Source organism: Streptomyces pluripotens (assembly GCF_000802245.2).
Taxonomy (GTDB): Bacteria; Actinomycetota; Actinomycetes; order Streptomycetales; family Streptomycetaceae; genus Streptomyces; species Streptomyces pluripotens.
Genome location: NZ_CP021080.1, coordinates 5,525,796 through 5,540,002, shown reverse-complemented (window position 1 = coordinate 5,540,002; position 14,207 = coordinate 5,525,796). Strand labels below are relative to the sequence as shown.

The 14,207-nt window shown below is 64.9% G+C and carries 4 protein-coding genes, 1 tRNA gene and 2 rRNA genes; 1 reads left to right on the top strand and 6 read right to left on the bottom strand.

What is annotated here, in order from left to right:
- Positions 1–60: 60 nt before the first annotated feature.
- On the bottom strand, positions 61–741 hold the full coding sequence (locus LK06_RS24970) for a response regulator (RefSeq protein WP_039654949.1): 681 nt from the start codon (positions 739–741) through the stop codon (positions 61–63).
- 308 nt (positions 742–1,049) lie between these two features.
- Entirely contained in the window at positions 1,050–6,500 is a 5,451-nt protein-coding gene (locus LK06_RS24965; protein WP_086083497.1) for a HAMP domain-containing protein, read from the bottom strand.
- 410 nt (positions 6,501–6,910) lie between these two features.
- Between LK06_RS24965 and LK06_RS24955 the strand changes: the two genes are divergently transcribed.
- Positions 6,911–9,673, top strand: coding sequence for a SpoIIE family protein phosphatase (locus tag LK06_RS24955; RefSeq protein ID WP_039654951.1), 2,763 nt, complete (start codon positions 6,911–6,913; stop codon positions 9,671–9,673).
- Positions 9,674–9,736: 63 nt separating this feature from the next.
- Here LK06_RS24955 and LK06_RS24950 read toward each other — a convergent pair.
- The 4 genes from LK06_RS24950 to LK06_RS24935 form a co-directional block, all read right to left on the bottom strand.
- A tRNA-Thr gene (locus LK06_RS24950) sits at positions 9,737–9,812 on the bottom strand.
- A gap of 86 nt (positions 9,813–9,898) precedes the next feature.
- Positions 9,899–10,561 (bottom strand): DegT/DnrJ/EryC1/StrS family aminotransferase, encoded by a 663-nt coding sequence (locus LK06_RS24945; protein ID WP_039654952.1) that lies wholly within the window; start codon positions 10,559–10,561, stop codon positions 9,899–9,901.
- Positions 10,562–10,674: 113 nt separating this feature from the next.
- Positions 10,675–10,791 (bottom strand): 5S ribosomal RNA (rrf, locus tag LK06_RS24940).
- A 70-nt stretch (positions 10,792–10,861) separates the two neighbouring features.
- Positions 10,862–13,983: ribosomal RNA gene (locus tag LK06_RS24935) — 23S ribosomal RNA — on the bottom strand.
- Positions 13,984–14,207: the final 224 nt, after the last annotated feature.

The window sequence follows — 14,207 nt, the reverse complement described above, 5'->3', positions numbered from 1 at the left end:
CGCCTCGGCCGTGGCCTGGAACTGACCCATGCTCATGGACAACCCCACCACGGCCGTACGTCAGTTCTGTGCCGGAACCGAGGTGCCGTCGGCACCTGTACCCGGCTCCAGAGCGTCGAGCGCGCGACGCAACCCGGTGAGTTTGCGCTCCAGATGGGCGGCCGTGGCCACCGCGGCCGCATCGGCGGAGTCATCGTCCAGTTGCTTGGACAACGCCTCGGCCTGTTCCTCGACGGCCGCGAGCCGCGCGGACAGTTCGGCGAGCAGCCCGGCGGAATCCTTTCCGTCAGCCGCGCCCCTGCTACCGCCCTCCAACTGCAGCCGGAGCAGCGCAGCCTGCTCACGCAGCTGACAGTTCTTCATGTACAGCTCGACGAACACCGAGACCTTGGCACGCAGTACCCACGGGTCAAACGGCTTGGAGATGTAGTCGACCGCGCCCGCCGCATAGCCCCGGAAGGTGTGGTGCGGGCCGTGATTGATCGCCGTGAGGAAAATGATCGGGATGTCCCGGGTCCGCTCGCGCCGCTTGATGTGCGCCGCGGTCTCGAACCCGTCCATGCCCGGCATCTGGACGTCCAGCAGAATGACTGCGAAGTCGTCCGTGAGCAGTGCTTTGAGCGCTTCCTCCCCGGACGATGCCCGCACCAGCGTCTGATCGAGCGCAGAGAGGATGGCCTCCAGCGCCAGCAGATTCTCCGGCCGGTCATCGACCAGGAGGATCTTGGCCTTCTGCACCATGGCCCGCCCTCCTCGCCCCGGCGGTACACCGGGCGCCGCCCCAGGGGACGACTCCCTTTCGCCGCCCGTCCTTGTGCCGGTCATCGTAGCCGCACCCCGCCTGTCGCCACACCCTGTCACCGCGATGTCACTGTGCACGTACCAAGAACGCGGCGGGAGCCCCGATGGTTCCCGGAATCCGGGATTCCCGCCCCTTCGCTCCCTCCCGGTCCGGCAGCACCGCGGACACGCCCGGGGTTCTCTCGGTGTTCATGTCCGGCCGGCCGCCACACGCACTCCAGGCACTGCACCCATTTCATCCGGAGTGGTCACTTCGCACCCATCCACTGCTGCATCACGGCCAGTAGGTGGTCGGGATCGACCGGCTTGGTGACGTAGTCGGAAGCGCCGGACCCGATCGCCTTCTCCCGGTCACCCTTCATCGCCTTCGCGGTCAGCGCGATGATCGGCAGCCCGGCGAACTGCGGCATCCTGCGGATCGCGGTAGTGGTCGCGTACCCGTCCATCTCGGGCATCATGATGTCCATCAGCACGACTGCCACATCCTCGTGCTGCTCCAGCACCTCGATGCCCTCGCGGCCGTTCTCGGCGTACAGCACCGACAGTCCGTGCTGCTCCAGGACACTGGTGAGTGCGAACACGTTGCGGATGTCGTCGTCGACGATCAGCACCTTCTGACCGCCGAACCGCACTGCCCGCGCGGACTGGGGCGGGCTCTCCTGCTCGGGGACCGCTGCCCACGGCTCGGACCGCTGCTCGCCCTGCGGCAGACTCCGACGGCGGCGCCGGAAGAGGGCCGCGGGACCGTTCTGCGTCTCGCGGTAGGACTTCACCTCGGCGGGGGTCTCGATCTCCACGACGGACAGTTCCGAGGCCGCTTCCGAGGCGAGCAGCTCGCCGGCCTCCAGCGCGGTGACGGACTGCTGGTAGCCCTGCGGCGGCAGCTCGCTCGGATGCAGCGGCAGGTAGAGCGTGAAGGTCGAACCGCGGCCCGGTTCGCTCTGCGCGTGGATCTCACCGCCGAGCAGCTGCGCGATCTCGCGCGAGATCGACAGGCCGAGGCCAGTGCCGCCGTACTTGCGGCTGGTCGTCCCGTCGGCCTGTTTGAAGGCCTCGAAGATCACCCGCATCTTGCTGGCCGCGATGCCGATGCCGGTGTCGGTCACCGAGAATGCGATCAGCTCACCGTCCGGATCAGTCAGGGAACCTGTCTCCAGCAACTGCTCCCGGATCGACTGCGGCACACTCGCACCGGTCGGCCGGATCACCAGCTCCACGGACCCGGAGTCGGTGAACTTCACCGCGTTCGACAGCAGGTTGCGCAGCACCTGCAGCAGCCGCTGCTCGTCCGTGTGCAGGGTCGCGGGCAGCTCCGGAGAGACTCGTACGGACAGGTCCAGCCCCTTCTCCGCAGTCAGCGGACGGAAGGTGGCCTCCACATAGTCCACGAGCTGGACCAGCGCGATACGCGTCGGGGAGACGTCCATCTTGCCCGCCTCGACCTTCGACAGGTCGAGGATATCGTTGATCAGCTGGAGCAGGTCGGAGCCAGCGCCGTGGATGGTCTCGGCGAACTCCACCTGCTTCGGGGAGAGGTTGCCCTCGGCGTTGTCGGCGAGCAGTTTGGCCAGGATCAGCAGCGAGTTGAGCGGCGTACGCAGCTCGTGCGACATGTTCGCGAGGAACTCGCTCTTGTAGCGCATCGACACCGCGAGCTGCTCGGCGCGCTCCTCCAGTACCTGCCGCGCCTCCTCGATCTCGGTGTTCTTCACCTCGATGTCGCGGTTCTGCCGGGCCAGCAGTTCCGCCTTCTCCTCCAGTTCCGCGTTGGACGCCTGCAGCGCCTTCTGCCGGTTCTCCAACTCGGCCGACCGCTCGCGCAGTTGCTCGGTCAGCTCCTGCGACTGCTTTAGCAACTGCTCGGTCTTGGTGTTGACCGAGATGGTGTTGACGCTGGTCGCGATCATCTCGGCGATCTGGTTGAGGAAGTCCTTCTGGATCTGCGTGAAGGGAGTGAATGACGCCAGCTCGATCACGCCGAGGACCTTGCCCTCGAACAGTACGGGCAACACGATCACCTGCGCGGGCGGCGCCTCACCGAGTCCGGAGGAGATCTTCAAATAGCCGCTGGGCGCGTTCTCGACCAGAATCGTCCGCTTCTCTTCGGCGGCGGTGCCGACCAGCGCCTCACCGGGCCGGAACGACGTCGGCATGGAGCCCATCGAGTAGCCGTACGAGCCCTGCATCCGCAGCTCGTAGTTCTCCTCGCCGTCCGCCGCGTCCTTGTCCACGAGCGGCATCGCGAGGAAGAACGCGCCGTGCTGCGCGGACACCACCGGTGTCAGTTCGCTCATGATCAGCGAGGCGACGTCCTCCAGGTCCCTGCGACCCTGCATGAGCGCGGAGATGCGGGCCAGGTTGCCCTTGAGCCAGTCCTGCTCCTTGTTGGCGATCGTGGTGTCGCGCAGGTTGGCAATCATCTTGTTGATGTAGTCCTGCAGTTCCTGGATCTCCCCGGACGCGTCCACGTCGATCTTCAGGTTCAGGTCACCGCGGGTCACCGCGGTCGCCACCCGAGCGATGGCACGCACCTGGCGGGTCAGGTTCCCGGCCATCTCGTTCACCGACTCGGTGAGGTCCCGCCAGGTGCCGTCCACGTCACGCACCCGCGCCTGACCGCCGAGTTGCCCCTCGGTGCCCACCTCGCGGGCCACCCGGGTGACCTCCTCGGCGAAACTGGACAGCTGGTCGACCATCGTGTTGATCGTCGTCTTCAGCTCAAGGATCTCGCCGCGCGCGTCGATGTCGATCTTCTTGGTCAGGTCACCCTTGGCGATGGCCGTGGTGACCATGGCGATGTTGCGCACCTGACCGGTCAGGTTGGACGCCATCTGGTTCACGGACTCGGTGAGGTCCTTCCAGGTGCCGGCCACGCCCGGTACGTGTGCCTGCCCGCCCAGAATGCCGTCCGTGCCCACCTCACGGGCCACCTTGGTGACCTGGTCGGCGAACGAACTCAGCGTCTTCACCATCGTGTTGATGGTGTCGGCGAGCTGCGCGACCTCACCGCGCGCCTCGATGGTCACCTGCCGCGTCAGGTCGCCGTTCGCGACGGCGGCAGCCACCTGGGAGATGTTCCGCACCTGCATGGTCAGGTTGTTGGCCATCAGGTTGACGTTGTTGCTGAGGTCCTTCCAGATGCCGGTGACGCCCGGTACGTGCGCCTGGCCGCCCAGGATGCCCTCGGTGCCCACCTCGCGGGCCACCCGGGTCACCTGCTCGGCGAAGCTGGACAGCTGATCCACCATGGTGTTGACGGTGGTGACGAGCTCAAGGATCTCGCCCTTCGCATCAACGGTGATCTTCTTGGACAGGTCGCCCTTCGCGACCGCCGTCGTGACCTCGGCGATGTTGCGCACCTGACCGGTCAGGTTGTTGGCCATGAAGTTCACGGACTGCGTGAGGTCCTTCCAGGTGCCGGCCACCCCCTGGACCTCCGCCTGACCCCCGAGGATGCCCTCCGTGCCCACCTCGCGGGCCACCCGCGTGACCTCCTGGGCGAACGACGACAGCTGGTCCACCATCGTGTTCAGGGTGTTCTTCAGCTCAAGGATCTCCCCGCGTGCGTCCACGGTGATCTTCTGGGAGAGGTCGCCGCGGGCCACCGCAGTGGCGACCTGGGCGATGTTGCGCACCTGGGCGGTGAGGTTGCCGGCCATACCGTTGACGGAGTCCGTCAGGTCCCGCCACACCCCGGCGACACCCGGCACCTGTGCCTGGCCACCGAGCCGGCCCTCGGTGCCCACGTCCCGGGCGACCCGGGTCACCTGGTCGGCGAAGGCGGACAGCTGGTCGACCATGGTGTTGATCGTGTTCTTCAGCTCAAGGATCTCGCCGCGCGCGTCGACGTCGATCTTCTGAGAGAGGTCGCCGCGCGCGACGGCCGTGGTCACCTGGGCGATCTGCCGCACCTGCGAGGTCAGGTTGCCCGCCATGAAGTTGACGGAGTCCGTCAACTCCTTCCACGTACCGGAGACACCGTCCACCCGGGCCTGACCGCCCAGCCGGCCCTCCGTACCCACGTCCCGCGCCATCCGCGTGACCTGGTCGGCGAACAAGGACAGCTGGTCCACCATCCGGTTCACGGTGTTCTTCAACTGCAGCATCTCGCCGGAGACGTCGACGGTGACCTTCTGGGACAGGTCACCGTTGGCCACCGCGGTGGTCACCTGGGCGATGTTGCGCACCTGACCGGTCAAGTTGCGGAACGCGGTGTTGACGGAGTCCGTCAGGTCCTTCCAGGTGCCCGCCGCACCCGGCACCTGTGCCTGGCCACCCAGCTCACCCTCGACACCGATCTCCCGCGCGACCCGCGTCACCTCGGCACCGAACGCCGACAGCTGGTCCACCATGCCGTTGACGGTGTTCTTCAGCTCCAACATCTCGCCGGCCACGTCCACGGTGACCTTCTGGGACAGATCACCACTGGCCACGGCGGTCGTCACGGCGGCGATGTCGCGCACCTGCGTGGTCAGGTTCCGGAAGACCGTGTTGACGGAGTCCGTCAGGTCCTTCCAGGTACCCGCTGCACCCGGTACGTTCGCCTGCCCGCCGAGCCGGCCCTCCGCACCGACCTCGTTCGCCACCCGGGTGACCTCGTCCGCGAAGATCCGCAGCGTCTCGGTCATCTGGTTGATCGTCTCGGCGAGCTGTGCCACCTCACCCCGCGCCGGAACCGTCACCTTGCGCGACAGGTCACCGTTGGCGACAGCGGTCGTGACCTGTGAGATACCCCTCACCTGGGCGGTCAGATTGCCCGCCATCGTGTTGACGGAATCCGTCAACTCTTTCCACACCCCGTCCACCCCGGGCACCTGCGCCTGTCCGCCCAGGATGCCCTCGGTACCCACCTCCCGGGCCACCCTGGTGACCTCCGAGGAGAAGGACGACAGCTGGTCCACCATCGTGTTGACGGTGTTCTTCAGCTCCAACATCTCGCCGGCGACATGGACGGTCACCTTGCGCGACAGGTCGCCCTTGGCGACGGCCGTGGTCACCAGCGCGATGTCCCGCACCTGCGCCGTCAGCCGGTACGCCATGGTGTTGACCGACTCGGTCAGGTCCTTCCACGAACCCGACATACCGCGCACCCGTGCCTGGCCGCCGAGCTTGCCCTCGGTGCCGACCTCACTGGCCACCCGCGTGACCTCGTCCGTGAACGTCGACAACTGGTCGACCAGGTTGTTGACGGTCCGTCCCACCTTCAGGAACTCACCGCGCAGCGGATGCCCCGTGGCGCCGTCGGGCGCCTGAGTCCGCAGTTCCATCCGCGGCGACAGGTCGCCTTCGGCGACGGCCGTGAGTACGCGGCTGACCTCCGAGACGGGCCAGACGAGATCATCCACCAGCGCGTTGGAGTTGTCGATGGCGGTCGCCCAGGACCCCTCGCACGCTCCTGTTTCCAGCCGTTCCGTGAGTTTTCCCTCACGTCCCACCATGCGCCGGACCCGCGACAGCTCACCGGTGAGGTGCAGATTCCGGTCAGCTACCTCGTTGAAGACGGCCGCGATCTCCGACATCACGCCGTCCCCGGACACCGTGAGGCGCTTGCGGAAGTTCCCGTCCCGCATCGCCACCAGAGCCGTCAGCAGCCGGTTCAGGGCAGCCGTGTCCACTTCCGTGGTACCGCCACTCCTGCCCAGGGACCGTCCGCCCTTCGCGCGCGTCTTCGTGCCCCGCGTCGCCGCGCCAGACTCCACTGTGTCCCTCCCGGAGGGGTAGACCGTTACTGCTGTACTCGGCCGCTTCGGACCCGGCGTGCCGTCATCGGCATACCGCTTACCTCTGCGTACCGTTCAGTGCTGCGTATTACAGCCAGACGAGATCCGGCCACACCAAGGGTTGCTGCCCGCCGTATGCGGCACACACGCGGCACGACCCGACCTTCATCAGAAGCTTGCCCAGTGTTTCACCCTGGCCGAACCAGGCCATAACAGTTCGGCAGCTTCGCACATCGTCCGCACACCCTGGGGGCGTAAACACCGGGAACCGGCAACCGCTCGGACCGCGAAGGTAAGTAACCTTGCATCCGGCTGTCCAGCCGCACCGGTCCGACCGGCCTGGGCGGTGGCACGAGAACGAGCGGGCATCGGAGGGGCAGCCGCAGACCATGACCACCGGACTGATCCCGGGGGGACAGCCCCCGGAGCCACAAGAGCCGGGCAAGGTGGTGCCGCAGCAGCGACACGAGCCGGCCGGCCATCCAGCCCTGCACGTAGACCACCGGCCGAGGAGTTCTGTGATCACCGCGCGCGCGGCCGCCAGATTCGAGCCCGTCGGGCGATCGGTCGCGACCGCCCGGTCCTTCGTCCGCGACACGCTCCAGGGCTGGGGCTTCGCCGACATCGTCGACGACGCGGTCGTCCTCACCAGCGAGCTGGTGACCAACGCGGTCGTCCATGCGGGCACGCACGCCGAGGTGCTCTGTCTGCGTGTCGAGAACGGCGTGCGCATCGAGGTCTCCGACCGGTATCCGGAACGCGAGGTCCCCCTTCAGACCTCCGCCGTCACCGTCGTGGGCAGCCCGGACCGCGAAGGCGGTCGCGGTCTGCAGCTGTGCGCGGCCCTGGCCACCCGCTGGGGTGTGGACTACACGCCCACCCACAAGAACGTCTGGTTCCAGCTCCACCCGCCCGAGCGTCCGGTCGGTACCCGGGCCGCCGGCCCGTTCCTGCCCGCCGACCTCCTCCCGCTCACCGACGGCAGGGTCCGCGTCGCGGTCCTCCAGATTGACCGGAAGGGCGCCCTCAGCTCCTGGAACGAAGACGCCCAGGAACTCTTCGGTTATCCGGCGGACCGGGTCATCGGCAGGCCCCTCACCGAACTCGCCGCCTGGCCCCACACCCCGGGCACCAGCACCGGCATCGCCGATGCGCTACGACTCTCACGCTGGGAGGGCACCTACGGCATCCGTGGCGCCGACGGCCGGGTCACCCGGGTCTACGCCTCCCACCTCAGAGTCCGCGACACCGGCGGCGAGCCCTCCACCGTCTGCCTCCTGGTACGGGACCACGAACGCGCCGTCCTGCAGACTCCCTTGCGTGTCCCGGCCACGGACCAGAATCCGTCGGCCGACGGGCAGAGCGCCGACCCCTTCGAGCTGTTCATCGGTTCCCCCGCCCCGGACGACCTTGACAGCCTGTTGCAGCGCACGGTGGAGCGCGCCCGCGACATGCTCGACGGCGACTCGGCGTTCCTGCTACTCGCCACCGATGACGAGACGGAGCTGGAGGTCCGCGCCTCCACCGGCCTGCCGTCCGCCCGCCAGCGCTTCGCCCGCGTCCCCGTCGAAGCCGGCCCCGGCCGCTACGGCTCGGCGCGTATGCCGGCCGTCCACGACGATCTGACGGCTGTTCCCGGCGCCGTGTCGCTCCTGTCCGGCACCGGCATGCGTTCGGTCATCACGGTCCCGCTCAAGGTCGAGGGCCGCCTCACCGGCTCCCTCGGTGTCGCGGCCGAGGCGCCCGGCAGATATTCCAACGAGGAGGCGCTGCGCCTGCAGTTCGCCGCCGACCGGATCGCCCTGGCCGTCGAGTCCGCCCGCCTCGGCGAGCTGGAGCGGCTGCGCCGCGGCTCCCTGAGCTTCCTGGTCGAGGCCTCCGACCTGTTGGCCGGCACCCTCGACCGCGACCAGACCCTGGCCCTCATGGCTCAGATGACGGTCCCGACCCTGGCCACCTGGTGTGCGGTCTACACGATCGCCGACCAGGCCTCCGAGCCGTACCTCTCCTACGTCTTGCACGAGGACGAGGAACTCATCGACGGAATCAAGTCGTTGCTCTCGAAGATTCCCCCGCCAGATCCGGTGCTGACTCCCGGCGCGCGCGTGTGGACCGCCCCCGGCGAGGTCGCTCACCAAGCCGCTCTGCGTACGTCGATGCGTAGCCTCGGTCTGGCCGGCGGTCCCACGTCACAGATCGCCTCGGGGATCGGCCCCACGCTCGCGACGGCCGGCGCGGTCGGCGGCGAGACGGTCGTGCTGCCGCTCGTGGCCCGAAACCGCGTCATCGGCATGCTGACGCTCGGCAAGCCCACTGACGAACACTTCCGCCAGGAAATCCTGGAGCTTGCGGAGGACCTGAGCCGCCGGGCCGCCCTCGCCCTGGATAACGCCCGCCTGTACTCGGAACGCACGGCCATCAGCCAGGCCCTCCAGCGCAGTCTGCTCCCGCCCGATACGCCCCACATCGACGGTGTCGAGGTCGAGGTCATCTACCGCGCGGCCGGCGAGGGCAACGAAGTCGGTGGTGACTTCTACGACGTCTTCCCCATCGGGGACGGCGCGTACGGCTTCGCCATCGGCGACGTCTGCGGTACGGGTCCCAATGCGGCGGCGGTCACCGGCCTCGCTCGGCACGCACTACGTCTCCTGGCCCGCGAGGGGCTGTCCGGCCCGGCGGTCCTGGAGCGCCTGAACTCCGCCATTCTCGACGAGGGCGACCGCAGCCGCTTCTTGACGCTCTTGTACGGCGAGCTGCGCCCGCAGGAGGACGGCAGCGCAGAACTGAAGGTGGTCTGCGCCGGCCATCCGCTGCCGCTGCGCCTGCGCCAGGACGGTACGGTGGTTGCGGCGGCCGAACCCCAACCGCTGCTCGGCGTCATCGAGGAACTGGACCTGTACGAGGAGAGGCTCACCCTCGATCCCGGTGACGTTCTCCTCTGTGTCACGGACGGTGTGACCGAACGCCGCGAGGGGACACGCATGTTGGGCGACGACGGTCTCGCCGACGTCCTCACCACCTGCACGGGGCTGACCGCGGGCGCGGTCGCGGCACGCATCATGCGCGCGGTTGAACGCTTTGCCTCGGACGCACCGTCGGACGATATGGCAATCCTGGCGATGCGAGTTCCGGAAGTCCACAACGAGGCCTGAGACGGCGGAGCCAGCAGAGAAGACATGTGAAAGACCCCACCCAGATGGGTGGGGTCTTTCACATGGAGCCCCCAAACGGAATCGAACCGTTGACCTTCTCCTTACCATGGAGACGCTCTACCGACTGAGCTATAGGGGCCTGTCGCCTTTGGGGTGGTTCCCCCGCGGCAACAAAAAGATCGTACCCTGACCAGGCCCGAGTTCCCAAATTCGTGCGACGACCGTTCAGAAGGCGGGCTGGAGCAGTCCACCGAGGGCGTTGCAGGCGGACACGACGCGCTGCATCTCCCGCTTGGTGAGTGAGGCGTCCACGGGCAGCGCGAGTGTCTCGTCGGCGGCCAGCTCGGTCTGCGGCAGTGACACACACCGACGGAATTCCGGCAGCCGGTGCACGGGCGTCTTCACGGGCACGCGGCAGTCCACCCCCCTGGCCCGCACGGCTCGGGCGAAGGCGTCCCGGTCGGGCCGGCCGTTCCCTGGCACCCGTACGACGTACTGCTGATAGGTGTGTCCGTCCCCGCCGTCCGGCGTCCGAACGCCTTTGAGCCTCGCATCGAGGTAACCGGCCCGTTCCCTGCGCTGCGCTGTCTCGTCGCACGGCGCCTCGGAGTCGCCCTGCTCCAGCACCAGCAGTCCGTGTCGCTGCCCGAGGGCGCGCAACCGACCGATGGCGGCCCGCCGTCCGAAGCGGTGTACTACGACGATCGCGGTCGTTCGCGGGGTTATGGCCACTTCGACCGCCTCTGCGTCGAGACAGTAGGTGACCGGATCTATGTCCGCGAACAACGGGAGCGCGCCGACCAGGGTCGCGGCTTCGGCGACCTCGACGTTCCCGAAGGCCGGCACGACGATCTCGTCACCCACTCCGATGCCCGCAGCCCTGAGCATTGCAGCAGTTCCCATGTGCTGGATGGTCGGCGCGCAACGTGAACGACACGTTACGCAAAACAAAAAAAGGTCGGATCCTGAACTGAAGTTCAGGATCCGACCTTTGAATAATTGTTCGGCGGTGTCCTACTCTCCCACAGGGTCCCCCCTGCAGTACCATCGGCGCTGTGAGGCTTAGCTTCCGGGTTCGAAATGTAACCGGGCGTTTCCCTCACGCTATGACCACCGAAACACTATGAAACAATCAACAACCGAAGGCTGTTCGTGGTTTCAGAACCAACACAGTGGACGCGAGCATCAATGGACAAGCCCTCGGCCTATTAGTACCAGTCAACTCCACCGGTTACCCGGCTTCCATATCTGGCCTATCAACCCAGTCGTCTACTGGGAGCCTTACCCCATCAAGTGGGTGGGAGTCCTCATCTCGAAGCAGGCTTCCCGCTTAGATGCTTTCAGCGGTTATCCCTCCCGAACGTAGCCAACCAGCCATGCCCTTGGCAGAACAACTGGCACACCAGAGGTTCGTCCGTCCCGGTCCTCTCGTACTAGGGACAGCCCTTCTCAAGACTCCTACGCGCACAGCGGATAGGGACCGAACTGTCTCACGACGTTCTAAACCCAGCTCGCGTACCGCTTTAATGGGCGAACAGCCCAACCCTTGGGACCGACTCCAGCCCCAGGATGCGACGAGCCGACATCGAGGTGCCAAACCATCCCGTCGATATGGACTCTTGGGGAAGATCAGCCTGTTATCCCCGGGGTACCTTTTATCCGTTGAGCGACGGCGCTTCCACAAGCCACCGCCGGATCACTAGTCCCGACTTTCGTCCCTGCTCGACCCGTCGGTCTCACAGTCAAGCTCCCTTGTGCACTTACACTCAACACCTGATTGCCAACCAGGCTGAGGGAACCTTTGGGCGCCTCCGTTACTCTTTAGGAGGCAACCGCCCCAGTTAAACTACCCATCAGACACTGTCCCTGATCCGGATCACGGACCCAGGTTAGACATCCAGCACGACCAGACTGGTATTTCAACGACGACTCCACAAACACTGGCGTGCCCGCTTCAAAGTCTCCCAGCTATCCTACACAAGCCGAACCGAACACCAATATCAAACTGTAGTAAAGGTCCCGGGGTCTTTCCGTCCTGCTGCGCGAAACGAGCATCTTTACTCGTAGTGCAATTTCACCGGGCCTATGGTTGAGACAGTCGAGAAGTCGTTACGCCATTCGTGCAGGTCGGAACTTACCCGACAAGGAATTTCGCTACCTTAGGATGGTTATAGTTACCACCGCCGTTTACTGGCGCTTAAGTTCTCAGCTTCGCCCACCCGAAAGTGAGCTAACCGGTCCCCTTAACGTTCCAGCACCGGGCAGGCGTCAGTCCGTATACATCGCCTTACGGCTTCGCACGGACCTGTGTTTTTAGTAAACAGTCGCTTCTCGCTGGTCTCTGCGGCCACCCCCAGCTCAGGAAGTAAATCCCCTCACCAGAAATGGCCCCCCTTCTCCCGAAGTTACGGGGGCATTTTGCCGAGTTCCTTAACCATAGTTCACCCGAACGCCTCGGTATTCTCTACCTGACCACCTGAGTCGGTTTAGGGTACGGGCCGCCATAAAACTCGCTAGAGGCTTTTCTCGACAGCATAGGATCATCCACTTCGCCACAATCGGCTCGGCATCAGGTCTCAACCACATGCAAGGCGGATTTACCTACCTCACGGCCTACACCCTTACCCCGGGACAACCACCGCCCGGGATGGACTACCTTCCTGCGTCACCCCATCACTCACCTACTACCAGCTCGGATCACCGGCTCCACCACTCCCCCTGACGGCAAAGCCGACAACGGGCGGTTTCACGGGCTTAGCATCACTGGATTCAATGTTTTTCGCTTCACAGCGGGTACCGGAATATCAACCGGTTATCCATCGACTACGCCTGTCGGCCTCGCCTTAGGTCCCGACTTACCCTGGGCAGATCAGCTTGACCCAGGAACCCTTAGTCAATCGGCGCAAACGTTTCTCACGTTTGTATCGCTACTCATGCCTGCATTCTCACTCGTCAACCGTCCACGACTACCTTCCAGTGCCGCTTCACCCGGCAGACGACGCTCCCCTACCCATCACAGCCTCCGTTAGGAGTACATACTGCAATGACACGACTTCGGCGGTACGCTTGAGCCCCGCTACATTGTCGGCGCGGAATCACTAGACCAGTGAGCTATTACGCACTCTTTCAAGGGTGGCTGCTTCTAAGCCAACCTCCTGGTTGTCTCTGCGACTCCACATCCTTTCCCACTTAGCGTACGCTTAGGGGCCTTAGTCGATGCTCTGGGCTGTTTCCCTCTCGACCATGGAGCTTATCCCCCACAGTCTCACTGCCGCGCTCTCACTTACCGGCATTCGGAGTTTGGCTAAGGTCAGTAACCCGGTAGGGCCCATCGCCTATCCAGTGCTCTACCTCCGGCAAGAAACACACGACGCTGCACCTAAATGCATTTCGGGGAGAACCAGCTATCACGGAGTTTGATTGGCCTTTCACCCCTAACCACAGGTCATCCCCCAGGTTTTCAACCCTGGTGGGTTCGGTCCTCCACGAAGTCTTACCTCCGCTTCAACCTGCCCATGGCTAGATCACTCCGCTTCGGGTCTTGAGCGTGCTACTCCACCGCCCTATTCGGACTCGCTTTCGCTACGGCTTCCCCACACGGGTTAACCTCGCAACACACCGCAAACTCGCAGGCTCATTCTTCAAAAGGCACGCAGTCACGAGAAACACCAAAGTGCTTCCGACGCTCCCACGGCTTGTAGGCACACGGTTTCAGGTACTATTTCACTCCCCTCCCGGGGTACTTTTCACCATTCCCTCACGGTACTATCCGCTATCGGTCACCAGGGAATATTTAGGCTTAGCGGGTGGTCCCGCCAGATTCACACGGGATTTCTCGGGCCCCGTGCTACTTGGGAAATGAACAAGCAAGCCGTCACGATTTCAGCTACGGGGGTCTTACCCTCTACGCCGGGCCTTTCGCATGCCCTTCGCCTACCGCAACGGTTTCTGACTCACCCAGCCGCCGGCAGACGACTGAAGCTCACTCCCACAACCCCGTATACGCAACCCCTGCCGGGTCTCACACGCATACGGTTTAGCCTCATCCAGTTTCGCTCGCCACTACTCCCGGAATCACGGTTGTTTTCTCTTCCTGAGGGTACTGAGATGTTTCACTTCCCCTCGTTCCCTCCACACTGCCTATGTGTTCAGCAGCGGGTGACAGCCCATGACGACTGCCGGGTTTCCCCATTCGGAAACCCCCGGATCAAAGCCTGGTTGACGACTCCCCGGGGACTATCGCGGCCTCCCACGTCCTTCATCGGTTCCTGGTGCCAAGGCATCCACCGTGCGCCCTTAAAAACTTGGCCACAGATGCTCGCGTCCACTGTGCAGTTCTCAAACAACGACCAGCCATCCATCACCCCGAACCCCCACAAGGAGCCCAAGTACACTGGGACCGGCAACCGAGGAAAATCATTCCCTCAGACACCCAACAGCATGCCCGACACAGCCAGCCAATGACCATCACGTTCCACGCCGAAGCAGTACTAGCGATCCCATACAGACCCACTGTGCCGAATAGTCAACGTTC

Bases quoted from the DNA above. Each gene is read 5' to 3' on its own strand.
- LK06_RS24955 (WP_039654951.1), top strand. From the start codon at position 6,911: ATGACCACCGGACTGATCCCGGGGGGACAGCCCCCGGAGCCACAAGAG.
- LK06_RS24970 (WP_039654949.1), bottom strand. From the start codon at position 741: ATGGTGCAGAAGGCCAAGATCCTCCTGGTCGATGACCGGCCGGAGAAT.
- LK06_RS24945 (WP_039654952.1), bottom strand. From the start codon at position 10,561: ATGCTCAGGGCTGCGGGCATCGGAGTGGGTGACGAGATCGTCGTGCCG.